The organism is Aliidiomarina maris (genome assembly GCF_003987335.1).
Taxonomy (GTDB): domain Bacteria; phylum Pseudomonadota; class Gammaproteobacteria; order Enterobacterales; family Alteromonadaceae; genus Aliidiomarina; species Aliidiomarina maris.
Genome location: NZ_PIPK01000003.1, coordinates 1 through 22,417 on the forward strand (window position 1 = coordinate 1; position 22,417 = coordinate 22,417).

A 22,417-nucleotide genomic window follows, 5' to 3' on the forward strand; every position below is an offset into this window, starting at 1 on the left:
AGGTGGAGCAACTATCGAAACACTGAAAGAATATGTACAAAGTCAGGCCATACCTGACTAGAACCGCTGCGCGGCTCCCGCTTATATCCCCGCCCGATTGGGCGAGGGTTTACGCGGATTTTGCTAAATAATGTTGAATAAATGGGCGATGCAGTTAGTCTGATTTGCGCAGCTTTGCTTCGTCAATTTCAAGCTGCTGTTGCTTGCCCATCATATCAATAAGAATCAAGCAACGGTCGCTGCCTTTTGGCATTTGATACACCGCCGCAAGCCCCGCAAATGGTCCTTCAGTGACTTCAACCGCATTGCCGGCGCTGAGCTCTGATTGTAGTACTTGGGGTGTAGCCGCCAAGCGTTGAAATTGCTCGATGACGGCGTTGGGTACGACACTTGGTACACCACCAAAACGCACAAAGCCCACCACGCCACGGGTACTACGAATCGCGTTGAAATTGGCACTTTGAATGTCAATTTCAATAAATAGGTAGCCTGGAAATAAGGCTTCTTCGACGAGCTGACGTTTACCACGTAGCGTCTTTTGCAGTGTCACTTTGGGTAGGCAGGTCTGGTACCCTTGATTTTCTATGTGCATTTGAGCGCGCGCTTCTTGACGCGGCTTACATTGCAACAGGTACCACTTCGCCATCAGACATCCCTTTACTTCTCGCACACTACTTATCTAGCGACGGGCTATGTCAAGTATCATAGTCGCGCTTGATCATTAAGCAGTGTACATCGCATTTTCGAATTTAACCAATTTTAACTATGTAAATTATATTTGTTAAGTAAATAAAAAAGCGACCGAGCGTTAAGTTCGGTCGCTTGTATAGATTTACCTAATAATATTAAGTAAATCTTAAGGATTAGTTTTGCGCTCGCCATTCAATCATAAATTGGCCTTGCATAAATTCGATAACACCTTCATAGACTGGCATCACCGTGCTGCGTAAACGATTATGAATAAGCTGCTCGATGAGTTGTACAATTCGGTCTTTAATGCCTAATTCTCGCAGGTGAGCTTCCGCGTTCTCATTGAATGACCAAGCCACAAAGTTAGGCGCGGAATGCTGGCCTTCGGCACGAAAAATAACACTGCCGCTCAGGTTATTCAGGACTGGGTATTGCTGATGCAGGCGCATTAATGCACTTTGTTCAAAATCGTGTTCTGGCATGAAACTTCCCATTTGTTTTTCGCTCATACGTGAGCTTTATTTTTACCAAAAAAACGCCTTTATCAAGGCATTAAACAGATGAATACTAAATATTTACGTTGTGTTTGCATGCAATCGCGCAACCGTTGGGCATGCCGCACCAAAAAAACCAAATTCAACACCATACGAATGCATGCCGTTCCAACATCGCGAACCGTAGGGCATGCTTCGCATGCCATTCCACCATTGCGCGGCGGCAGGCGAAGCCTGCCCTACGTCAACACACAACACCGCATACCCGTAGGGCATGCCGTGCATGCCGCACCGCAAATCCCGAATTCACCGCCATACGAATGCATGCCGTTCCAACATCGCGAACCGTAGGGCATGCTTCGCATGCCATTCCACCATTGCGCGGCGGCAGGCAAAGCCTGCCCTACGTCAACACACAACACCGCATACCCGTAGGGCATGCCGTGCATGCCGCACCGCAAATCCCGAATTCACCGCCATACGAATGCATGCCGTTCCAACATCGCGAACCGTAGGGCATGCTTCGCATGCCATTCCACCATTGCGCGGCGGCAGGCAAAGCCTGCCCTACGTCAACACACAACACCGCACACCCGTTGGGCATGCCGTGCATGCCGCACCGCAAATCCCGAATTCACCGCCATACGAATGCATGCCGTTCCAACATCGCGAACCGTAGGGCATGCTTCGCATGCCATTCCACCATTGCGCGGCGGCAGGCGAAGCCTGCCCTACGTCAACACACAACATCGCACACCCGTAGGGCATGTCGTGCATGCCGCACCGCAAATCCCAAATTCACCGCCATACGAATGCATGCCGTGCATGCCGCACCGATTAAGGTTGCAGCCAGCGCAACCAACGCGGCAGGCGTTGCCGCAAATTATGTCGGCGTTGCGCCTCTTCCAACGCGGCGGGCCGTGCTTTAGCCGCCAGCTCAATGGCTTGTTCGACGTCCAGACGCTGACTATCAAACGGGTTCACATAACGGCTGTAGCCGACCATGTAAGCGTGCACCAGCTGCGCCAGGCCATGCGCCAGTTCACCACTCTGCGCCGGCGCTGGCAGGGTATCTTCAGTTAAGCCCCACCCCGCATAAAATGGCATACCTTCGACATATAAAGGCACACCCCATAATAAAGCTTCAAAGCCAACCAATGCACTGTGCACAAACGCTGCATCGGCCTGCGCCAATACATCCGCCGCGTACTGCTTCGGTCTCAACACCACCAGCTTATGCGTCGGAAACGCCTGCTGCGCTTTAGACGTCAACAACGCCGTCACTGCCCGACTTGCCTTCACATCACCACCTAACGGCGTTGGCTCAGCAATCACCACGACATAGCGGCCGTCGGGCACCTGGGGGCCAAGCGTGTGGTTATACTTCGACACTCGTTGCTGCTTCCAGCTACGAATAATCCCTTGTGCACGAGCGAGTTCGGCATCATCAATACCTGCCTTGATTAAACCCGCCAGGTACGTATCACGGTCTGACGCGTTCACATGACCGACGTGATCGACGGTCATCGACACCGCGTTGGATTTCTTATAATCAATGGTATGAATCGGCCCAAACTCGGTATACAAAATCGGTAACTCAAGTGCGGTACTCGCCGCCATCACTTTGCGCATCGGTCGCCCCACCCCGTGCATAATCACCGCGCATGCGGCGTTTAGCATTAGTGGCGTGTGGGTCACCTTGCAGCCCAGCAACTCATCCAGGGTTTTCACTTCAGAAATGATAGGGGTGACGCATAGAACGCGATGCTCAGTGCCCGCTTTATCGTGCACAATGTCTTTTACGTGCCCATGGGGCTCTGCTTTTTTAAGCATAGTGTATTGCCATTTTAACCAATGCCGGGGCAATGTAACTGATATAGAAATGCCGGGCAACATGGCCCGGCATTTAATATCGTTCAGATGTCATCTAAGCAACGATCAGAAGTTGTAAGTTAAACCTACACGTACTTCGTTGTCTACGCCGCTGGTGTTTACACGGTAGCCCACGTCACCAGACAGGTTTTGCAGGAACTCATAGCGGAAACGAGCGCCAACTGAGAAGAAGCCGTCTAAAACGGTGTCATAACGCGCGTCAACAATAAAGCGTGAAAATTCGTCAAACTTAGTGGTGAAACCAGCACCAGCAAAAACGCCTGTGTCGCTGGAGTCGAAAGAGTTACTTGGGTAATCAATGTGAGACACACCCGCTTGCAAGAAAGTATCCACGTCTTGCTGCTGACCGAAGTCAACAAAGTACATGCCGCCAACACGTAAAGTGAAGTCAGCAGCGTCAGTTAATTCTGCACCCAGAACCAGGTTCGGGTTAACACGGGTAGAGCCTTCAACGTAGACATCGCTGTTGCCCCAGTCATAAATACCACCACTTACATACGTGAAATCGTCGGCTTGGGCCGCGGTGGTTGCCATCATGCCTGCAGCTGCTGCTAGTGCGATAATAGATTTTTTCATAAAACTACTTCCTTTTATAAAGAAATTTACGAGGCTCAATTTTGCTCGCGTTAGATAAGTAATATAGCTGAAATATCCATAATTCAAGGAAACATAGGCAACATTTAATGTTCCTTAACTATATTTAACACTATCTAAACTATAATGCTGGTTAGTTAACCAATGCCTTATATCAACACGCGGGCATGGACGATAAAAATTAACCTATTAATTTTGGTTAAAACCGCCCATGCCAAGGGCGAAAATAGACTCGCCTACTCAATATCCAGCATTTCTTCGATCGCATCACGGGTCAATTGATGGTACTGCGGACGCGCGCGCAAATACATCTCGCGTGTGCTATCAGCGTCCATCTCATACAAAGCAGCGTAAACAGGTACCAAGTAAGCTAACCGCCCCATCCCAAATACGATGTCGTCAACACGATGCAGTGCCGGCTCGTACTGTTCGCGAATAGCGATACCAAGCCAACTGGTTAACACGGAATTATTGCGGGTTTCACTTAAACCAAGCTCGCTATCAAGCCGCGCTAATTCGTCGCTGCTTAAGCCTTGGGGCAAATGGCGCAGGAAATACAACCGCTCGTGAATACTCCACGCTGCGAAGTCCACTTGCTCGCCCTCTAACCAAGCAGTGCGCGCATCGTCTACGCGAGCAAACGCATCGACCTCAACACGCACCCAGGTACTTGGCATGCCCGGCTCGTAGAGCCATTCTTTGACCTCTTCACGACTGACCACATCGCTATGGTCATCGACTAGATTGGCATACAAGTACGCTTCAAATTCCTTGGTATCTAAGCTTTTAAATGCATAGTCAGCAAAATATTGACGCACGAAGGCATCAAAAGTATCGCGACCGACGCGATCTTCTAAAAAGAACAGGAACGCAGCGGCTTTATCGTATGGCACGCGGGTGAAAATCGTCTCCGGGTCGCGCTGTTCAAGCTCTAAGTGTAAGACTTGTTGGCGCTCAGACAAGGCGCCAATGGATGATTCGAGTGATTGATCTGACAGCATTCGCTGCATCAGCGCGCGGTCTTCACCATACACTGCTTCCATGATGCGATTTTCAACATATGAGGTGAAACCCTCGTTGAGCCATAAATCGCGCCAGGTGGCGTTGGTGACTAGGTTACCTGACCAAGAGTGCGCCAGTTCATGGGCAATTAAGCTCACCAGGCTTTGATCACCCGCAATCACGGTTGGCGTGATAAACGCCAGCTGCGGATTCTCCATGCCGCCAAAAGGGAAGCTTGGTGGCAAAATTAGCTGGTCGTAGCGATCCCATGCATAGGGTCCGAACATCGCCTCAGTCACTTCCATCATATCTGTGGTGTAGGAGAATTCTTCCACGGCCGACTGCAGTACCGACGGCTCTGCGTAAATTGCCATACGTTCGTTGAGTGCGTAAAAGTCGAGATCGCCCACCGCGATTGCCATCAAATAAGGCGGAATCGGCTGGTTGGTTTGCATCTCGTACACGCCCGTGCGTTCAGGGTTTGGTGGGTTATTTGCACCCATTAAGCCGATGAGTTCTGGTGGTGTGGTCAAGCGCGCGCTAAAGGTTAAGCGCGAGGCCGCGGTGTCCTGAATAGGCACCCATGTACGTGCATAATGGGGTTGCGATTGGCTGTACAAATACGGGTGTTCACCACCCGCCGTGCCTTCAGGCGAAACCCAGTCGAGTCCCGTGGCTGTTGGTGAAGACGCGTAGTGAATACGTACTTGCTCGGCACGCGAGACTTGCTCGCTGTCGTCTTCAACACTGCCTTCGACATTGTTTTCGACATGGCCTTCGAATACGATTGAGATAGTCAGCGCTTGGCCAAGCACCGGGTCTTTATCGCCTAAGCGGAAGCTTCCTTCTTGCCAACTGTCATTGGCGAATATTTCGACTTGCTGAATGTCGAGATCATAGGTATCTAGCACCATGTAATTTGCGCTGGCGTCGATATATTCAAGCTCGTATTGAGCGTAACCGCGCAGTTGTTGGGCGTCAAAATCGACATCAAGATTCAAGTGCAGATGCGGTGCGCGCACTTGATTGCTATTGGCGAAACTATGTAAGTCGCTGGTTGGTGTCGGTACGCGAAGGTGTTCGCTGGGGCGAAAGTCTGCGCTTTGTGGTTTGCTGTCTGACGGCTGAGTGCTTTGTGTATTGCTGCTGGCGTCATTGTCGTTGTTATTATCAGCGTTAGGCGAACAAGCGCTGAGCGTCGCAACCCCCGCGGCCATCAACCAATATTGATAATTTTTCATATAAATCCTTGTTGTTATATATTCTGCAGACCGTAGTGCATGCCGCACCGCAAAACCCGAATTCAACACCGCACAAACGTAGGGCATGCTTCGCATGCCGCACCGCAAATCCCGAATTCAACACCGCACAAACGCATGCCGTGCATGCCGTTCCACCATCGCATAACGGCAGGTGAAACCTGCCCTACGTTGACATATCCACCATCGTGTGGCGGCAGGCGGAGCCTGCCCTACGTTGACATACCGACATTGCGCACATGCACGCTGGGCCGTAAAATTACGCGGTGGTGCAATAACCGGCGTGGAATAACACCAGGTGGTCGAGGTTCATGCGCAGGCGGATTTGACTGCCGACCTGATATTCACTGTGCGATGGCGCCATACACAACACTTCGGCGCCACCTGGCAATTGCGCGGTATACAAAAAATGCGAACCACGAAAACCGCGCGCAATAATTTTCGCCTCGCGCTCACCTGCTGGGTCGATCACAATATCGTCGGGGCGGATTAATACGTCCACCACCTCACCGACACCCGCGTTACCAAAATGCTCACCATGCAAACACCCAAGCGGCGTCTCCACACAACCTTGCTGGTTAATATGCCCACGCAATAAAACCCCATGACCAATAAAATCAGCCACCAAATGATGCGCGGGTCGGTGGTACAAACCATACGGCGTGTCCCACTGAAGCAATTGACCACGGTACATCATCCCGGCTTTGTCCGCCATCGCAAATGCTTCTTGCTGATCATGCGTCACTAGCAAGCCGGTAATATTCTCGGCTTTCAACACGTCACGTACTTGCGTCGCCAGCGATTCACGCAGCTCGGCGTCCAGGCTGGAAAACGGCTCGTCAAGTAAGAGCAAGCGCGGCCGCGGCGCCAATGCGCGCGCGAGCGCCACGCGCTGCTGCTGACCGCCGGACAATTGATGCGGATAGCGCGGTCCATAGCCCTCAAGGCCCACGTGCTCTAACAGCTCCGCTACACGGGCTTTTTTCTCCCCTTGGCTGGCTTTGCGTAAACCAAAACCAATATTATCTGCGACACTTAAATGCGGGAACAGTGCGAAATCTTGAAACACCATGCCGATACCGCGGTGCTCCGGCTCGACATGACGTACCTGACCACCAGATACTTGCTCATCGGCGAGCCAAATACCGCCATCGGCAACTTGCTCAAAACCGGCAATGGCGCGCAATAACGTGGTTTTGCCACAGCCTGAAGGCCCTAGCAAACACCCGATCTCGCCGGCTTCCAAGCTTAATGACACTTGGTTAACTATGGTGTTGCCGCCTAAAGCGACTTCAATCGTATCAAGCTTTAACAGGCTCATAGATTTCCTCAGGCTTTGGCTCTACTGCATGGGCCGCTTGCTCGTCGGCCTTGCGCCGCCCCATAGCACGGCTAAGTAAAATAACTGGAATTAACCCCGCAAGCACTATCATTAACGCAGGCGGGCCCGCGTCCGCAAGGCGCTCGTCGCTTGCCATTTCATGCGCGCGCACCGCAAGGGTATTAAAATTAAATGGCCGCAGCACTAACGTGGCTGGCAGCTCTTTGAGTACGTCAACAAACACCAAAATAGTCGCGGTTAACACACTGGTGCGAAGGAGCGGAAAGTGAATGCGTGCCAGAATTTCTTTCGGCTTGAGGCCTAAAATACGTGCGGACTCGTCCATGCTGGGGCGAATTTGAGTCAGGCCACTGTCGACGGTTTGAATCGACACTGATAAAAAGCGCACCGCGTAGGCAAATATCAGCGCAAAGATAGTACCGGAGAAAATCAGCCCGGGGTTATAGCCCAGCGCCCACTGGCTGAGGCCAATCAGGCGGTTGTCCAGCCAAGCGAGCGGCACCATGACACCCACCGCAATCACCACGCCCGGAATGGCATAGCCCAAGGTCGCAAGGCCGACACTGGAGCGCACCAACGGCACCGGCATACGACGCTTGCCATAACATAACCACAGCGCCAACAGCACGGTGACTACGGCGGCGATACTTGCCAGAATCACGGTGTTGCTGACTAAGTTCCAGAACGAAGGTTGCAGCCAAATATCATAACGATCAATCGACCACCATGCCAATTGCAGCGCGGGCAGTAAAAACCCAAACAAGACGGGTAAGAAGCACACCGCAAAAGCGAGCCAAGCTTTACCGCCTTTAAGCTGATGCGGGGTCGTGCGGGTCGCTGAGCGCCCGGCACTATGAAAGCGCGATTTAGCGCGTGAACTGCGCTCTATCACCATTAACACAACTACGAAGGTCATTAAAATAGAGGCTAATTGCAACGCGCCTATTGGGTCACCCATGCCATACCAAGTGCGGAATATACCCGTGGTAAAGGTGGTCACGCCAAAGTAATGTACGGTGCCGTAATCAGCCAGGGTTTCCATCAATGCGAGTGTCACCCCGGTTGCAATGGCTGGACGCGCCATTGGCAATGCGATGCGCCAGAAGCTGGCCCAAGGCCCAAGCCCCAGGGTGCGCCCGGCTTCCATTGCGGCACTCGACTGTTCAATAAAGGCAGCGCGCGTAATTAAGTACACATAGGGGAAAAATACCAGCGATAACATCGCTACCGCGCCACCAATTGAGCGCACTTCCGGGAACCAGTAATCGCCGTAACTTAAATCAAAGGTGACCCGCAGCCAGGTCTGCAGTGAGCCTTCAAAACCCAACATGCCCGCATAGGTGTATGCAGTAATGTAGGCAGGCATCGCAAATGGCAACAACAGCGCCCAGCGCAGCCAACTCACCCCGGGGAAACGACATGCCGTAGTCAACCATGCCGTCGCAACGCCTATGACCAACACCAGCACACCAACGCCCACCAGCAAAATCAGTGAATGGCGCACATATTCGCCGATAACGGTTTGCCATAAATGTTGCAGTACTTCGCGCTGCTCGGGCGAGACAATACCGATAAAGAACGCCGCAATGACCACCAGCAGCGGCAGGCATATCACCCCTGCAACCAGTGGCACACTAAAACGAGAAAGCCGCGAACTGGAACCGTTCGCGGCGTGATTGGACGTGCTCTGCTTAACTGCTGACAGGGTCACGGGTGGGCAGGCCTTAGCGCCAGCCTGCGCGGTTCATAATGCGAACAGCGGCTGCGTTGTTGTCACCCAAGACACTAATCGGTAGGTCGTCAGCACGGAACTCACCCCAAGCGGCGGTAATCTCGCTTTGCTCAGAATCGACCCGCACCGGATATTCCTGGTTACGCTGTGCGTATTGGCTTTGGGCTTGTGCACCCGCCAGGAACTCCATTAAACGAATCGCGTTGTCTTCGTGCTGCGCGTGACGTAATAAACCAATACCACTGACGTTCACGTGCACACCCTGCTCGCCTTCACCCTGAGCTGGCCAGTGAATGCTTAGCTGGCTCACGCTGCGTTGATTGTTCGCATCGTCACTGGCGGTCATACCACCAAAGTAATAGGTGTTCGCAATCGCGATGTCGCACTGGCCGTTGGCTACTGCGTGCAATTGGTCACGGTCACCACCAACTGGACTACGGGCAAAGTTAGCTACTAAGCCGCGTACCCATTCTTCGGTGACTTCTTCACCGTGGTGGGCCAGCATGCCTGCTACCAGCGACTGGTTGTAAACATTATCTGAAGAACGCACACAGATGCGGCCACGCCATTGCTCGTCTGCCAAGGCTAAGTAATCACTTAAATCAGCCGGATCAACACGATCATGGGCATAGAAAATTGGGCGCGCACGTATGCTTAAACCAAACCATTGGTTACCCACATCGCGCAAATGCTCTGGGATGTTCTGCATCAAATCAGCTGATTCAACGCTTTGAAATAAACCGGCTTCTTTCGCGCGGTGCAAGCGACCAGCGTCAACGGTAATGAACACGTCGGCAGGGCTATTCGCACCTTCTTGCTGCAAGCGGGTTAACAAGCCATCGCCTGAGCCAGTCAGAAGGTTTACGGTAATGCCGGTTTCGTCTTCGAACTGATCCAGCAATGGTTTAACTAAACTTTCAATACGCGCGGAATACACGGTGACTTGATTCTCGTCGCTACCACCTCGGCCGCTGACCGCCAAAATAATGGCCAAAACCACGCCGACCACGATAACAATTTTGAGGACATTCTTCATGCTGATACCCTTATCGGTTGTGCCTGTATGTTAAGACATGCGTTTGATAATCACAATGATTATCAGGCAAGACGGTCGACAGTATACATACTAATGAATGAGAATCAATATCGTTTAAACTTTAGTATCGTTTAAACTTTATTGTCGGCCCTTGCGCTTAGAGCGCAGAGCCGTCACGGCACCCAAATCTGGTTCAATGGTGTATCAGGGCTAAAAAAATGTGCAGCCTGGGCTTGCAGCAGTTCAGCACACGCCAGTGCATCAGTGGTCGCGTCGTGGGGGGAATAATGGGGCAAGCCATAGCGCGCACGAGAATCGGCTAAGCGAATCGAAACTTTTGGCTGCGGGCGCCAGCGCTGCCACCAAGGTCTGTTATCGCTACGATGGAAACGCGCTTCAAGCTGCATGGTGTCAATTACCGGAAACTCGATGCGCTCACCGATGCGTTCTATCAATGCTTGTTTAAAGAAGTCGCGTTCAATCCCGCGAAAATGCACCACCCAAACATAACCTTTAAAAGCGTCCAGTACACAGGCTAATACGTCGTCTAAGTCCGGCGCTTGGGCAATGTCACTATGCGTAATACCGTGAATCACCACTGAATCATCGGTTAATGAGCGTCTTGGTTTAAGTAGCCAATAGCGCGCCTGGCGCAAGCGAATGCGCTGCAAATCAAACGGCACCGCACCAATGCTGACAATACCGTGCTTGCGCGCATTTAACCCCGTGGTTTCAAAATCAACCGCGAGTAATGGCGCATCTTTTAACGGCGTATCGCCGGCTACCATTCCGGCGCGATAATACCCTTGTAAGCGCGGATCACGTGCCATGTCGGCGCGCTCTTTAAAATACTGTGGCCAATCGGTATGGATATCAGGGTCAGCACGCAGCTGGCCGCCAAACTCGGGCTCTGGCTTACTCACTGCCGACTCTTTGGGGAGATACAACATAGTTAGTCTGTCTTAGTTGCGTTAATTTAGTTGCGTTAATTCAGTTGCGTTAATTCGCACCGTAGCGATAGCGCAGGTAACGCTGGGCATAGCTAAGTATCTGAAATGCATCTTTTAGCGCTTTGCGCTCAAAGTCAGACAGATTCTCCGGCTTGACGTTATTGTCCGGCACCTCGCCTTGCTGAATTTCACGCGCTTGGTGACGGATACGCACAATCGAAATAAATTCCAATGCGTCACGCAAATCGGGGCCACGGCCTTTGGGTAAAATATCGCTTTGAGTGACATCCTCTAAACGGGCAAAGGAATTGCGCTGGCGAATGCCCGAGGCTAACGCATGCACCCGCACGAGATCAGCAATCGGTGCGGTACCGCGACGCTTCATATTAATACTGTCTTTGTGCTTGCCGTCCTTTTCCACCACAAAGTCTTTGAAGAATCCGAGCGGCGGCGTGCGGTTCAACGCATTCTTCGCCATACTGGCGATAAAACGATTACTACGCTTGGCGCGGCGGCGAATGAGCTCATTTAACGTATCGGCAAATTCCTGTTTACCCCACACGCCTTCGAGATCAAAAAATATCGAGCTCTGCAGCAGGCTCTCCGGCGTCGGTTGATCGATCCAATCACTAAAATAACGCTGCCACACTTTAAGTGGTTGGCGCCATTTCGGGTTGGTCGCCATAATATGGCCGGTACAATAGGGGTAGCCACAAGCGTCTAAGCCGTCGCTCACAAAAGCGGCGAGGTCAGCGAAGTAACTATCGTGCTGCTGTGGGTCGAAGCTGTCGTCGAGTACCATGGCATTGTCTTGGTCGGTGACTAAGGTTTGCTCGTCACGCGCCATTGAGCCCAAGGCCAGGAAACAATACGGTACTGGCGGCGGGCCGAACTTTTCCTCACCAAGCTCTAATAAGCGCTGCTTGAAACTGCGTGCAATCGTCGACATGGCGGCGCCTATCATGCGCGAATTGGCGTCCTCTTCAACCATACGTACAAAGCTTGAATGCACGGCCTCTTTGAGTTGCGCCAATTCCTCGACAGTGTTTTGCTTGAAGATACTGCTGACCACAAACAAGCTACTTTTCGATTCATGGCGTACCACATCGGAGAGCGACAATACCCCCACCACACGGTCTTGTTTCCACACCGGTAAATGGTGCACATTGTCTTTGAGCATGGTCAGCATGGCTTCAAATACGCGCTGATTGTATTGCACGCTGACTAAGCCGCTACTCATAATGTCACGAACCGGCCTTGCGGGGTCAAGCCCTTCGGCTAGCACGCGCTTGCGCAAATCTTTGTCAGTGATGATACCCAGCGGTGGGCTTTTTGCGTCAGAATCAGGCGCGTGTGCGCCCCCAATCAATAACGACGAGACTTCTTCGTCAGTCATACGTTTTGCGGCAGCGAAGATACTGGCGTCAGGCTCAATGGTGACTGGCTCACGGGTAATTAAGCTGTCGACTGTCACGGCTAGTAGATCGTGACTGCCTTCCTGTTCTTTAATCGCCGTTGATAGGCGGCGGCGATCTTCCACTTCAACGGCTTCGGCGAAGCTGTCGTATTCGTCGAATAGCTGCTTAAATAAATCGCCTGGCACGTAATACAGCAGGGTGTCTTCCATGGCTTTGACCGGGTAGCGCACGCGGCCTTTGGCAAGTAAACCGAATTCACCAAAAAAGCCGCCTTCGCTGAGTCGGTTGTAAAGCTCACCGGTGCGCCGAAACACCTCGACGGCGCCACTGCGTATGACGTGGAGATCTTGAATGCTCTGATTGTATTCAAGTATTTGGGTGCCTGCCTGGAAGTAGCCGACTTCCACCTGCCCTGCTACAGCGTGCACTACGTCTTCGGGTAGCTCGCTAAAGGGCGCGTATTGGCCCAGGAAATTCGCCACTTCGATATGTTCAGCCTGCATATCTGCTCCTTTCAAACGTTCTGCGGCGTGGGGTTTGACCACCGTTCCGCCATTGCGCGACGCGGTCCGTCATTGCGCGGCGGGTTCCGACATTGCGGCGAACCGTAGGGCAGGCTTCGCCTGCCGTTACACATCGCGCGGCGGCAGGCGGAGCCTGCCCTACGTTATATCCACCATCGTGCGGCGGCAGGCGGAGCCTGCCCTACCGTGGTTCGTTCATGAGGCCTTTAACGAGGGCGATGCACGACATTAACAATACGGCGGTGAATGGCAACCCTGCAGACACGGCCATGGCTTGTAATGCGCCCAAACCACCACCGACAATCAATGCAATGGCGACCAAGCCTTCAAACGTACACCAGAATACGCGCTGTGGTGTTGGTGCATTCACCTTACCACCTGCGGCAATGGTGTCGATAACCAATGACCCCGAATCGGATGAGGTAATAAAGAAAACCACCACCAAAATAATACCAATGAACGAGGTCACTTGTGCCCACGGCAACGCGTCTAACATGGTAAACAACTGCAATGACAACTCAGCAGCCGCGACGTCTTCATAACCACTTAAATACTGCTCTATCGCTGTAGTGCCAAACACCGTCATCCAGAACACACACGCTAGCGAAGGAATGAGCAACACCGCAATCAGGAATTCACGCACGGTGCGACCACGCGACACCCGCGCGATAAACATACCCACAAACGGTGACCATGAAATCCACCACGCCCAATAAAACGCCGTCCAACCTTGCGAATAGCCGGTGTCTTCGCGGCCAAACGGGTTCGACATCGCCGGTAGATTACTGATATAGCCGACGAGATTCTGCGCAAAGCCAGTTAATATGGCTAAAGTCGGCCCCACAATAATCACAAACAGCATCAGTAGCGCCGCTAACGTCATATTGATTTGCGACAACCGCTTCACCCCTGCATCAAGGCCTGCGATCACCGACACCAAAGCAATGATGGTGATACCCACTACCAGCAGGATTTCCATGGTTTGCCCTTCTGGCAAACCAAATAAGTAATTAAGCCCCGATGCCGCTTGTGATGCACCTAACCCCAGCGACGTAGCCAAACCAAACAAGGTCGCTAGCACCGCTAAAATATCAATCACATTGCCCGGCCAGCCCCACACACGCTCACCCAACAGCGGGTAAAAGATCGAGCGAATCGTCAGTGGCAAACCTTTGTTAAATGAGAACAAGGCTAAACCAAGCGCCAACACCGCATAAATTGCCCACGGGTGCAGTGCCCAGTGGAAAATAGTTGCCGCCATACCAAGCGCATACGCTGCCTCGGCATTGCCTTCAGCGCCTCCCAGTGGCGCGCCGTCAACCCGCACGCCATCTTCCATTTGCACGCCACCATAAGCTTCGGTGAAATGAGTAATCGGCTCAGACACGCCGTAAAACATCAAACCGATACCCATACCCGCGGCAAACAGCATAGAAAACCAGCCGGCGTAGGTAAAATCGGGGTCGGCTTCGGTACCGCCTAAGCGCACTTTACCAAGCGGGCTCACCACCAACACTAAGCACAGCAATACAAATACATTGCCCGCACTTAAAAAGAACCAATCAAGGTTGCTGGTCAACCAACTTTGCATGCCCTCAAATATGGGGCTGGCTTGCTCATTAAACGCCAAAGTGACGACCACAAAGGCAATCACCAGTAAGCCCGAAATGGCAAATACGCGGTTATGAATATCGAGGCCAAAGGGTCCTACTTTCACCACGACATTGTCTTGGCCGACGGTGTAATCCGTATCTATCGGGGTTACGTCGCCGTCAGGACGCATCGGGTCGTTAGCCTCTTGCTGGTTATCAGCAGGCTTTGAGTCGTTGCTCATGCTTTGCTCCGTATGTGTTGCGAAAACCTGTTTAAATAGTGATATGATTCGCCAAGCTCAGGGCCATGCAGCACTAGCTTATTGATTTTGACAGGTTAAAATTGATTATCTAAAGGGTATCAAAACCCTATACAGTATAGTAAGCCTCAAACATTAGTAAACCATTGGACACTTATGCTACTACCTGCGATTGCCATTTTGGCTGGCCTGGCACTGCTTACCTGGAGTGCTGATAAATTTGTCGATGGGGCCTCATCGACCGCTCGTCACCTTGGTATGTCACCGTTATTAATCGGCATGCTGATCATCGGATTCGGGACTTCGGCCCCAGAAATGGTGGTATCCGCCATGGCCGCCATTGATGGGGCGCCCAACCTGGCATTGGGCAACGCCTATGGCTCAAATATTGCCAATATCGCCCTCGTACTTGGTTTAACCGCAGTTATCGCACCTATTGCGGTGAGTTCAAAAATTATCCGCCGTGAAATCCCGCTGTTAATCGTGGTGATGATTGTCGCCGGCTGGCAACTCCAAAGTGGCCTGATTACGCGCTGGGAAGCCTGGATACTATTAGGTTTGTTTTTTGCGTTTATGGGCTGGGCGATTTACCAAGGCCGCAACCACGACGATGTATTAGGTAGCGAAGCAGAAACAGAGTTAGACAGCCATGCCATGCCTTTGGGCCGCGCCATTCTATGGTTAATCATTGGCTTACTGGTGTTAGTCGCGAGCTCTCGCCTACTCGTTTGGGGCGCGGTAGATATCGCTACTAGCCTGGGTGTGAGCGAGCTAGTCATCGGCCTCACCATAGTCGCCATTGGTACGTCACTGCCGGAATTAGCGTCTTGCGTGGCGGCAGTGCGTAAAAAAGAGCATGATTTAGCGTTAGGCAATATTCTTGGCTCCAATATGTTCAATACGCTGGCCGTCGTGGGTATCGCGGGCGCAATTACCCCGATTGAGTTTGATTACGACGTATTTACCCGCGACTGGTCAACCATGATGTTACTCACTGTGGTGTTGGTGATATTTGGCCTAGGCCGCGGCGGCAAAGGCCGAATTAACCGCATTGAGGGCGGCGTGTTGCTGATCCTTTATGCTGCTTACATGGTATGGTTATTTACCAGCGCCGCCAGTGGTACAGGCGCTTAAGCCAAGCCCAATACATCCGCCCATTTTTTAATATTTCGACACACAGGTAGTTAATTATGCAAGCCGATACCCGCGCAGATGTGAAGCCCCCGCAGCCACCGGGCATGCACAGCGACAGTCAATTGACCGCAACACGCCTGGCCTGGTTTGGCTTAGCCCCATTTGTGCTCAGCGCAGCAGTCGGCGCAATTGGTTGGTATCAAGAGCAGTTGCTCGCTGCTTTTGTGGTGTATAGCGCGGTGATTTTATCCTTCTTAGGGGGGATTCATTGGGGCTTAGCCATGCGCGACGGTATCAGCAACCCCCAAGGCCGCCTCGTTATTTGCATGGTGCCTTCACTGGTGGCTTGGGTGGCGGTCGCCTTCTTGCCTTCGCTGGCAACCCTTGCGGTACTGGGCTTGTTCTACATGATGTGGCTGCGCTATGACCTGAGCGCAGTGAAAGACGACTGGTATGGCAAAATGCGTAAACCCATCACCTTTGTGGTCATGGGTACGCATTTTATTTGGTTTATTACCTTAGCGTCTGAACGCGTATTGGCGGTGCAGGCCGGTTAGTCTGCACCCACTGAGCTTAACGCGCATCCACGGCACTGTCGGGATGCGCATCTGCTGCGGCATCAGAGTCAGGGCGGCCGATGTCACTCGCGGCCAACTCATCTGTCGCAATCGCTTCCTGTGCCGGGTACAGCACCCCAGCTACACGTAGCACCCGTTTCGCTGCATCTTCAGCGTTTGCAATAAGCGTGAGCTGGCGTGTGGTTAATGTCGCATCGGCACTGCCCTGCTCTAATTGCGCTAACAAGAACTTACGCCGTGTGCGCCGCTCGGCTTTAATCGCTTTCATCAACTGTGAACGTTCAATCGCCGACAATGCTTTAAGTTGTCCACTGCCCATTAACTGACTCAACAGCTGCACTAACGCCTCGCCCAATGCATCATGCAGTCCGTTCGCATCTGGCTTACGCAGCGCGTTTAAATTAAGGCGCAACTCACGCATTTCCCGTAGCGCCCAGTTGAGGTTTAAATACAATTCAGACTGATTGCCCATACCAGCGACTTTGCCGAGTTCATCGCTAAAATCCGCAATCTTAGTCATTAATGTGCTGGTATTGACTTCATCGTGACCGTCGCGCTCATCGTCCGCTAACGCCAAAATATGGCGCCCTCGGCGCAGCAATTGTTTGAATACGCGCTTTTGTTCCGAGTGCATCGCACCTACGCCCATTACCGGCGATGACAACACGGTTTTATCCAGGTAACGCGCAGTTTCAGAGCTTAAATCAGGTTGCTTGACCATGCGTTCGACGAACCGGAATAAGTGCTCGGCGAAGAACCACATCAACAGCACGCCCAGCACGTTAAACAAAGTGTGATACAACGCCAGACCTGTGGCAATGGTGCCGCCTGCCATATCGGATATCAGATCTGCTAGCTTCCACATTGGCCACAGCAGCGCCAGCGCAATGGTGCCGGTGAATATCTTCTCGCTGACGTGCACCCAGGCCAGGCGTTTGGCATTGGCGGTCGCGCCAATTGACGCTAACACCGAGGTACTGGTGGTGCCTAAGTTAGCACCAATGACCAGCGAGGCACCCACCAAGGGGGTGAAAACGCCAGTGACCGCAGCGGTCAGAATGATCGCTAAGGCTGCTGACGACGACTGAATTAACATAGTCAGTGCCGCACCGATGAGAATGCCTAACGCCACACCCCACAACCCAGCCGCGGCAATTTGCTCGACGGGAAACACTTCCGCTACGCTATCAAAGGCGTCGCGTAATGTACCCAGCCCGAAAAACAGAATGCCAAACCCCGCCATCGCATAGCCGATATGTTTGAAGCGCCCACCGCGGATCAGCAGGTGCATCAGTATGCCTATACCAATTAGTGGCATTGCAATCATATCAAGGCGGATTTTTAGACCAATCAGCGCGACTATCCACGCGGTCATGGTAGTACCAACGTTACTACCAAAGACCAGCCAAGCCGCTTTGCGCATGCCGAGCATGCCGGCGTTGGTAAAGCCTAACGTGGTCATAATTACTGCACTGGATGACTGCACCAAGGCCGTCAGGGAAAACCCAGTAACTAACGCGCGCATGCGTGTCTGAGTGGAACGCTCAAGAATGCTGCGCAGCGAATCCCCCGCTGCAGCTTTTAAGCCCTCGGTCATCATGCCCATGCCAAGCAGCAGGAAACCGATCCCGCCAAGGCTCATCGCCCAATCTGTAAAGGTCATCGGCGCTTAACTTAGCTGGTGGCGATTCGGGTAACGAGGTCAATCACTCGGTTCGAGTAACCCCATTCGTTGTCATACCAAGCGTAAACTTTCAGCTGCGTGCCATTCACCACCATGGTCGACAAAGCATCAACAATAGATGAACGCGGATCTGTGGTGTAATCAATCGACACCAGCGGACGTTCTTCATAGCCTAAGATACCTTCAAGCTCACCCTCTGCTGCGGCTTTAAACGCCGCATTCACTTGCTCAGCCGTGGTCGAATTCTCAAGTTCGAACACCATATCGGTTAGCGATGGGCATTCGAGTGGCACACGCACCGCGTGGCCATTTATCTTGCCCGTCAGCTCTGGAAAAATTGCAGTGATTGCTTTGGCAGAACCCGTGGTTGTTGGGATCAGCGACATGCCACAAGCGCGCGCGCGGCGTAGATCTTTATGGGCCGCGTCTAAAATGTTTTGTGAATTGGTCAAGGCATGAATCGTGGTCATTGAACCGTGCTTGATGCCCCAGTTATCCAGCACAACTTTCACCACTGGCGCCAGGCAATTGGTAGTACATGAGGCTGCGGTGACAATGCTATGAGCATGGGGATCAAAGTCGTCATCGTTGACGCCGACCACAATATTTGGAACCCCTTTCGATTTCACTGGTGCAGACACCACGACATGCTCTACCCCTTGGTCGAGGTACTCTTGTAGCGCTTCGGCAGTTTTATAATGACCCGATGCTTCAATCACTATGTCACAGTTTGACCAGTCTATTTTTTTAACGTCTTTTTCTGCGCTGCAATGAATTTCACGGCCGTCAATGCTTAAAGTGTTACCTTGGCCGGCCAAGGTGTGGCCCCAGCGGCCGTGCACTGAATCAAACTCAAGCAAATGCGCCATGGTCGCGGCATCACAACCAGGGTCATTAATATGCACAAATTCAAAATTTGGGTTGCCGAAGCCAGCGCGCAGCGTTAGTCGCCCGATGCGCCCAAATCCATTGATTCCTACCTTTATCTTTTTACTCATGAAGTCATCCTTTTCGCGTTCAGCACCCCTTCAGCGGGCGCCCAATACCGCAGCGTGAAACTTAGAATGTGGCTATATATGCTTTACCATTGTAGGCATGGCGAAACCGAATTTGCTATAGGTCTACGTCAAAGATTAGTCGTATATTGAAAACTTTGCACCTGTGAACATGGCAGGTATTAATGCCCTAATGCGTCCAAGCCGACGTCACGCATAATCGGGTTTTGCAGTGAAATTAAGGTATCGGTAGACTGAATTTCATCAATCGCTTGAATGCGCTCAATCAGCAGGCGCTGCAAGTCGTCAATGTTACGCACTACGACTTTGATGAAAATACTGTATTGCCCCGTGGTGTAGAAGGCTTCGGTAACTTCACTCAAGGCCTCTAACTTAGCCAATGCCCGTGGGTAGTCGCCGGCCTGTTTAAGAATAATGCCTATGAAGCAGGTCACATCAAAACCCAGCTTGCGCGGGTCCACCTTTAACTTAGCCCCCTTAATAATGCCTGCTTTACGCATTTTCTCGACCCGCACATGCACCGTCGCCGGGCTGACTCGGTTGTTTTTGGCGATATCTGCGTAAGACACCCGCGCATTGTCCATTAAAGTACGCAGAATCACTTTGTCTAAATTGTCGATCATCTAATTCACCACGCCTGAAACCATCAATTAATAGATAATATTTAAAATAAACGCCAAAAATTTAAATATCAACATTGTGCAAGCGCCAATTTAATGAACGCTATTGAACAAAAGACCAATTTGAATGATGCTGTATTCAACAACAACAGACCTAACCCAATATATTCAAGGTGATCGTCATGAAAACTAGCTTCGTTCAACGCCAACAAAAAATTAGCTTCGTCAAACAGGCTTTCACTCAATTTTTGTGTGAAGAGCTTAGCCTCATTGAAGTGCAAGCGCCGTTAATTACCGACCCTCGCGAAGGCGTGCAGGACACACTATCAGGCCATGAAAAGGCGGTAAAAGTCAGTGTCAGTTCTTTGCAAACGGATTACGAAGTGGTGCATTCGCTGGCCAAATGGAAACGCCAAACCTTAGGCAAATATGGCTTTGAACCAGGCGAAGGCTTAGTCACCCAAATGAAAGCCTTGCGCCCTGACGAAGAGCGCTTAAGCGCCGTGCATTCGGTGTTCGTTGACCAATGGGACTGGGAGCAAGTGCTGGCGCCTACTCACCGTACCAGCGCGCAACTGAAAACCGCTGCAAGCGCTGTGTATACCAGCCTGAAACGCACTTTAGGCGCGGTAAAAGCGCAATACGGTAGTCAATTAGAATTACCTGAGAGCTTGTTCTTTATTAGCACCGAGGCATTACTGCAAAAATACCCGGGGTTGACCCCAAAACAGCGCGAGCGCGCGATCACCAAGGAACATAAAGCGGTATTTTTAACTGGCATTGGTGCTGATCTCAGTGACGGCCAACGCCATGACGTGCGCGCCCCCGACTACGACGACTGGACCACGATGGACGAGCAGGGTCAGCAAGGTTTGAACGGTGATCTATTGGTATGGAGCGATGTATTGGATGATGCAATTGAGCTGTCAAGCATGGGCATCCGCGTTGATGCCACGGCCCTGCTGAAGCAATTAGAATTGGCTGGGCGTCAAGCGGCAGCGCAAATGCCATGGCATCAGGCCTTGCTGCAAGGTGCTTTACCAGCGTCGGTCGGCGGAGGTATTGGTCAGTCGCGGGTGTGTATGTTCTTGCTCGAACAACCGCACATTGGTTATGTGCAGCCTAGCGTATGGTGTGAACACACACGCCAGGCCCACGCTGAACTGCTCTAAAGTTGCGCTTGTAGGTAAACGGCTTCGCCCAGCTTGTCCATAAGTTCGAGCTGCTGGCGGAGCCAGTATGCGTGATCTTCTTCGGTGTCCTGAAGAATTTGCACCAACATACGACGCGTCACGAAATCCTGGTTTTCTTCACAAAACGCAATCGACTTCTTCAACGTCCGCGCGTTATCACGCTCTAGTTGCAAGCCCACTTCCAGCATTTGGCGTACGCTCTCGCCTTGCGGGTATTCAACTCGAGTACGCATATCTGGCGTGCCGCCCAAAAAGATAATGCGGTCCATCAGTAACTTGGCATGATTACGTTCGTCATCTGCTTCGTGCGCAATGCGCGCATGCAGCTTGGCAAAGCCCCAGTCTTCGAATTTGGCCGCATGGGCGGTGTATTCGTCAATGGAAGTCAATTCATAGGCTAACAAGCCGTTGAGTAAATCGACGACTTCACTTGGTTTTTGCATTGCACCTTTCATGGTATTTGCCATGGGAGCCTCCGATTACAGCTTGCTTTGTAAGTATTTTTCAACGCCGAGTGTCGACACTAAGTCGAGCTGGGTATCCAGCCAATCTTGATGCGCTTCCTGTTGTTCAAGAATTTCACCGAGTTGATCGCGCGACACGTAATCACGATGGGTTTCGCACAGTGTCATGGCTTCACGAATCACCGCAGCGTCTTCCACTTGCATCTTCAGATCAAGCTTCAGCATTTCCGCTGGCTCTTCACCAATATACAGTTTGCCGAGCTCTTGCAAGTTCGGTAAGCCTTGTAGGAATAAAATACGCTCGATGACCACATCCGCGTGTTTCATTTCATCAATTGAGGCTTTGTAAATGACTGAGTTAAGCTGGTTAAAGCCCCAGTTTTTATACATGCGCGCATGCAAAAAATATTGGTTAATGGCAGTCAACTTGCGGGTGAGTACCCGGTTGAGTGCGCTAATGATTTGCGGATCACTTTGCATCGGCGTTGCTCCTTAAGCTCGAGCGAATCGGCGCGCAGCAGCAATACTTGCAGCGCTTATGCCTAACTTCAGCCCAACTTCAATTTAATTTCTAATCAAGAATAATTGATTTAAGGATAGCATACGCCGACACCGTTGCCCGATGCAATGGTGACAGGATTGGCAGGTGCAGCCGAATTCGTACCGGAATGATTTCCAGTCTCAGCTGCTTGTGTACTTAAGGCTTCACCGAGAACTTCTTTGGCGTGACCTACGCAGCGCCCACATTGCGAGCCTACGCCATTTAACTGACGTAAACACCGCATGCTACACGCGCCTTGGCTCACTGCACGGTGAATATCTTTATCGGTGACTGCTTTACAAAGACATACATACATGGGGTAAATTACAGCATGAATGCGAATTGTTATCAAACACATTTCTTCAAAAAACCGCTTTCAGGTTAAAAGTAATTGAAAACTC

At 51.7% G+C, this 22,417-nt stretch carries 20 protein-coding genes; 3 read left to right on the forward strand and 17 right to left on the reverse strand.

Annotation, left to right across the window (positions count from 1 at the left end):
• Nucleotides 1–154: 154 nt before the first annotated feature.
• The 11 genes from rfaH to CWE07_RS04260 all read right to left on the reverse strand — a co-directional run bounded on the left by rfaH (nt 155) and on the right by CWE07_RS04260 (nt 14,717).
• On the reverse strand, nt 155–646 hold the full coding sequence (gene rfaH, locus CWE07_RS04210; RefSeq protein ID WP_111568613.1) for a transcription/translation regulatory transformer protein RfaH: 492 nt from the start codon (nt 644–646) through the stop codon (nt 155–157).
• Nucleotides 647–863: 217 nt separating this feature from the next.
• Nucleotides 864–1,172, reverse strand: coding sequence for a hypothetical protein (locus CWE07_RS04215; RefSeq protein ID WP_126818977.1), 309 nt, complete (start codon nt 1,170–1,172; stop codon nt 864–866).
• A gap of 849 nt (nt 1,173–2,021) precedes the next feature.
• Nucleotides 2,022–3,017, reverse strand: a complete 996-nt coding sequence (locus CWE07_RS04220; RefSeq protein ID WP_157983215.1) for a capsular polysaccharide export protein, LipB/KpsS family — start codon at nt 3,015–3,017, stop codon at nt 2,022–2,024.
• Nucleotides 3,018–3,122: 105 nt separating this feature from the next.
• Nucleotides 3,123–3,653, reverse strand: a complete 531-nt coding sequence (locus CWE07_RS04225; RefSeq protein WP_111568610.1) for a hypothetical protein — start codon at nt 3,651–3,653, stop codon at nt 3,123–3,125.
• A 254-nt stretch (nt 3,654–3,907) separates the two neighbouring features.
• Nucleotides 3,908–5,914: a M1 family metallopeptidase gene (locus tag CWE07_RS04230; protein WP_241974055.1), complete on the reverse strand. Its 2,007-nt coding sequence runs from the start codon at nt 5,912–5,914 to the stop codon at nt 3,908–3,910.
• 277 nt (nt 5,915–6,191) lie between these two features.
• Nucleotides 6,192–7,247 (reverse strand): ABC transporter ATP-binding protein, encoded by a 1,056-nt coding sequence (locus tag CWE07_RS04235; RefSeq protein ID WP_198679883.1) that lies wholly within the window; start codon nt 7,245–7,247, stop codon nt 6,192–6,194.
• Nucleotides 7,234–8,985 carry an ABC transporter permease gene (locus CWE07_RS04240; RefSeq protein WP_338067862.1) on the reverse strand — a complete coding sequence of 584 codons (1,752 nt, stop codon included), beginning with the start codon at nt 8,983–8,985 and terminating at the stop codon, nt 7,234–7,236. The genes CWE07_RS04235 and CWE07_RS04240 overlap by 14 nt, the downstream gene beginning before the upstream one ends.
• 13 nt (nt 8,986–8,998) lie before the next feature.
• Nucleotides 8,999–10,042 (reverse strand): Fe(3+) ABC transporter substrate-binding protein, encoded by a 1,044-nt coding sequence (locus tag CWE07_RS04245; protein ID WP_111568608.1) that lies wholly within the window; start codon nt 10,040–10,042, stop codon nt 8,999–9,001.
• A 173-nt stretch (nt 10,043–10,215) separates the two neighbouring features.
• Entirely contained in the window at nt 10,216–10,965 is a 750-nt protein-coding gene (locus tag CWE07_RS04250) for a 3'-5' exonuclease (RefSeq protein ID WP_241974057.1), read from the reverse strand.
• 76 nt (nt 10,966–11,041) lie between these two features.
• Nucleotides 11,042–12,913 carry a DUF294 nucleotidyltransferase-like domain-containing protein gene (locus CWE07_RS04255; RefSeq protein ID WP_111568606.1) on the reverse strand — a complete coding sequence of 624 codons (1,872 nt, stop codon included), beginning with the start codon at nt 12,911–12,913 and terminating at the stop codon, nt 11,042–11,044.
• A gap of 202 nt (nt 12,914–13,115) precedes the next feature.
• Nucleotides 13,116–14,717, reverse strand: a complete 1,602-nt coding sequence (locus tag CWE07_RS04260) for a BCCT family transporter (RefSeq protein ID WP_198679884.1) — start codon at nt 14,715–14,717, stop codon at nt 13,116–13,118.
• 225 nt (nt 14,718–14,942) lie between these two features.
• Here CWE07_RS04260 and CWE07_RS04265 point away from each other — a divergent pair, with 225 nt between their 5' ends.
• Both CWE07_RS04265 and CWE07_RS04270 read left to right on the forward strand, forming a co-directional pair.
• Nucleotides 14,943–15,920, forward strand: a complete 978-nt coding sequence (locus CWE07_RS04265; protein WP_111568604.1) for a calcium/sodium antiporter — start codon at nt 14,943–14,945, stop codon at nt 15,918–15,920.
• A gap of 56 nt (nt 15,921–15,976) precedes the next feature.
• Nucleotides 15,977–16,477, forward strand: a complete 501-nt coding sequence (locus CWE07_RS04270) for a DUF3429 domain-containing protein (RefSeq protein WP_111568603.1) — start codon at nt 15,977–15,979, stop codon at nt 16,475–16,477.
• Nucleotides 16,478–16,493: 16 nt separating this feature from the next.
• On the opposite strand, the gene CWE07_RS04275 is transcribed toward CWE07_RS04270, so the two are convergent.
• The 3 genes from CWE07_RS04275 to asnC all read right to left on the reverse strand — a co-directional run bounded on the left by CWE07_RS04275 (nt 16,494) and on the right by asnC (nt 19,821).
• Nucleotides 16,494–18,161: a Na/Pi cotransporter family protein gene (locus CWE07_RS04275; RefSeq protein ID WP_111568602.1), complete on the reverse strand. Its 1,668-nt coding sequence runs from the start codon at nt 18,159–18,161 to the stop codon at nt 16,494–16,496.
• A gap of 11 nt (nt 18,162–18,172) precedes the next feature.
• Nucleotides 18,173–19,180, reverse strand: a complete 1,008-nt coding sequence (locus tag CWE07_RS04280; RefSeq protein ID WP_111568601.1) for an ArsJ-associated glyceraldehyde-3-phosphate dehydrogenase — start codon at nt 19,178–19,180, stop codon at nt 18,173–18,175.
• Nucleotides 19,181–19,359: 179 nt separating this feature from the next.
• A complete protein-coding gene (gene asnC, locus CWE07_RS04285; protein ID WP_111568600.1) occupies nt 19,360–19,821 on the reverse strand; it encodes a transcriptional regulator AsnC in 462 nt (153 codons plus the stop codon).
• 179 nt (nt 19,822–20,000) lie between these two features.
• Here asnC and asnA point away from each other — a divergent pair, with 179 nt between their 5' ends.
• Nucleotides 20,001–20,990, forward strand: coding sequence for an aspartate--ammonia ligase (asnA, locus tag CWE07_RS04290; RefSeq protein ID WP_111568599.1), 990 nt, complete (start codon nt 20,001–20,003; stop codon nt 20,988–20,990).
• On the opposite strand, the gene bfr (CWE07_RS04295) is transcribed toward asnA, so the two are convergent.
• From bfr (CWE07_RS04295) to CWE07_RS04305, 3 genes are all read right to left on the reverse strand, one after another.
• Nucleotides 20,987–21,478 (reverse strand): bacterioferritin, encoded by a 492-nt coding sequence (gene bfr, locus CWE07_RS04295; RefSeq protein WP_338067863.1) that lies wholly within the window; start codon nt 21,476–21,478, stop codon nt 20,987–20,989. The genes asnA and bfr (CWE07_RS04295) overlap by 4 nt on opposite strands.
• A 12-nt stretch (nt 21,479–21,490) precedes the next feature.
• Complete coding sequence (gene bfr, locus CWE07_RS04300; protein ID WP_111568598.1) at nt 21,491–21,955, reverse strand: bacterioferritin; 465 nt, start codon at nt 21,953–21,955, stop codon at nt 21,491–21,493.
• A gap of 110 nt (nt 21,956–22,065) precedes the next feature.
• The gene (locus tag CWE07_RS04305) at nt 22,066–22,368 is read right to left on the reverse strand and encodes a bacterioferritin-associated ferredoxin (protein WP_338067864.1); all 303 of its coding nucleotides are present in this window, start codon (nt 22,366–22,368) and stop codon (nt 22,066–22,068) included.
• Nucleotides 22,369–22,417 lie beyond the last annotated feature (49 nt).

What these genes read in the sequence shown, in the direction of transcription:
- rfaH (WP_111568613.1), bottom strand. Translation starts at nt 646, where the DNA reads ATGGCGAAGTGGTACCTGTTGCAATGTAAGCCGCGTCAAGAAGCGCGC.
- CWE07_RS04215 (WP_126818977.1), bottom strand. Translation starts at nt 1,172, where the DNA reads ATGCCAGAACACGATTTTGAACAAAGTGCATTAATGCGCCTGCATCAG.
- CWE07_RS04220 (WP_157983215.1), bottom strand. Translation starts at nt 3,017, where the DNA reads ATGCTTAAAAAAGCAGAGCCCCATGGGCACGTAAAAGACATTGTGCAC.
- CWE07_RS04225 (WP_111568610.1), bottom strand. Translation starts at nt 3,653, where the DNA reads ATGAAAAAATCTATTATCGCACTAGCAGCAGCTGCAGGCATGATGGCA.
- CWE07_RS04230 (WP_241974055.1), bottom strand. Translation starts at nt 5,914, where the DNA reads ATGAAAAATTATCAATATTGGTTGATGGCCGCGGGGGTTGCGACGCTC.
- CWE07_RS04245 (WP_111568608.1), bottom strand. Translation starts at nt 10,042, where the DNA reads ATGAAGAATGTCCTCAAAATTGTTATCGTGGTCGGCGTGGTTTTGGCC.
- CWE07_RS04255 (WP_111568606.1), bottom strand. Translation starts at nt 12,913, where the DNA reads ATGCAGGCTGAACATATCGAAGTGGCGAATTTCCTGGGCCAATACGCG.
- CWE07_RS04260 (WP_198679884.1), bottom strand. Translation starts at nt 14,717, where the DNA reads ATGCGTCCTGACGGCGACGTAACCCCGATAGATACGGATTACACCGTC.
- CWE07_RS04265 (WP_111568604.1), top strand. Translation starts at nt 14,943, where the DNA reads ATGCTACTACCTGCGATTGCCATTTTGGCTGGCCTGGCACTGCTTACC.
- CWE07_RS04270 (WP_111568603.1), top strand. Translation starts at nt 15,977, where the DNA reads ATGCAAGCCGATACCCGCGCAGATGTGAAGCCCCCGCAGCCACCGGGC.
- CWE07_RS04275 (WP_111568602.1), bottom strand. Translation starts at nt 18,161, where the DNA reads ATGACCTTTACAGATTGGGCGATGAGCCTTGGCGGGATCGGTTTCCTG.
- CWE07_RS04280 (WP_111568601.1), bottom strand. Translation starts at nt 19,180, where the DNA reads ATGAGTAAAAAGATAAAGGTAGGAATCAATGGATTTGGGCGCATCGGG.
- asnC (WP_111568600.1), bottom strand. Translation starts at nt 19,821, where the DNA reads ATGATCGACAATTTAGACAAAGTGATTCTGCGTACTTTAATGGACAAT.
- asnA (WP_111568599.1), top strand. Translation starts at nt 20,001, where the DNA reads ATGAAAACTAGCTTCGTTCAACGCCAACAAAAAATTAGCTTCGTCAAA.
- bfr (WP_338067863.1), bottom strand. Translation starts at nt 21,478, where the DNA reads ATGGCAAATACCATGAAAGGTGCAATGCAAAAACCAAGTGAAGTCGTC.
- bfr (WP_111568598.1), bottom strand. Translation starts at nt 21,955, where the DNA reads ATGCAAAGTGATCCGCAAATCATTAGCGCACTCAACCGGGTACTCACC.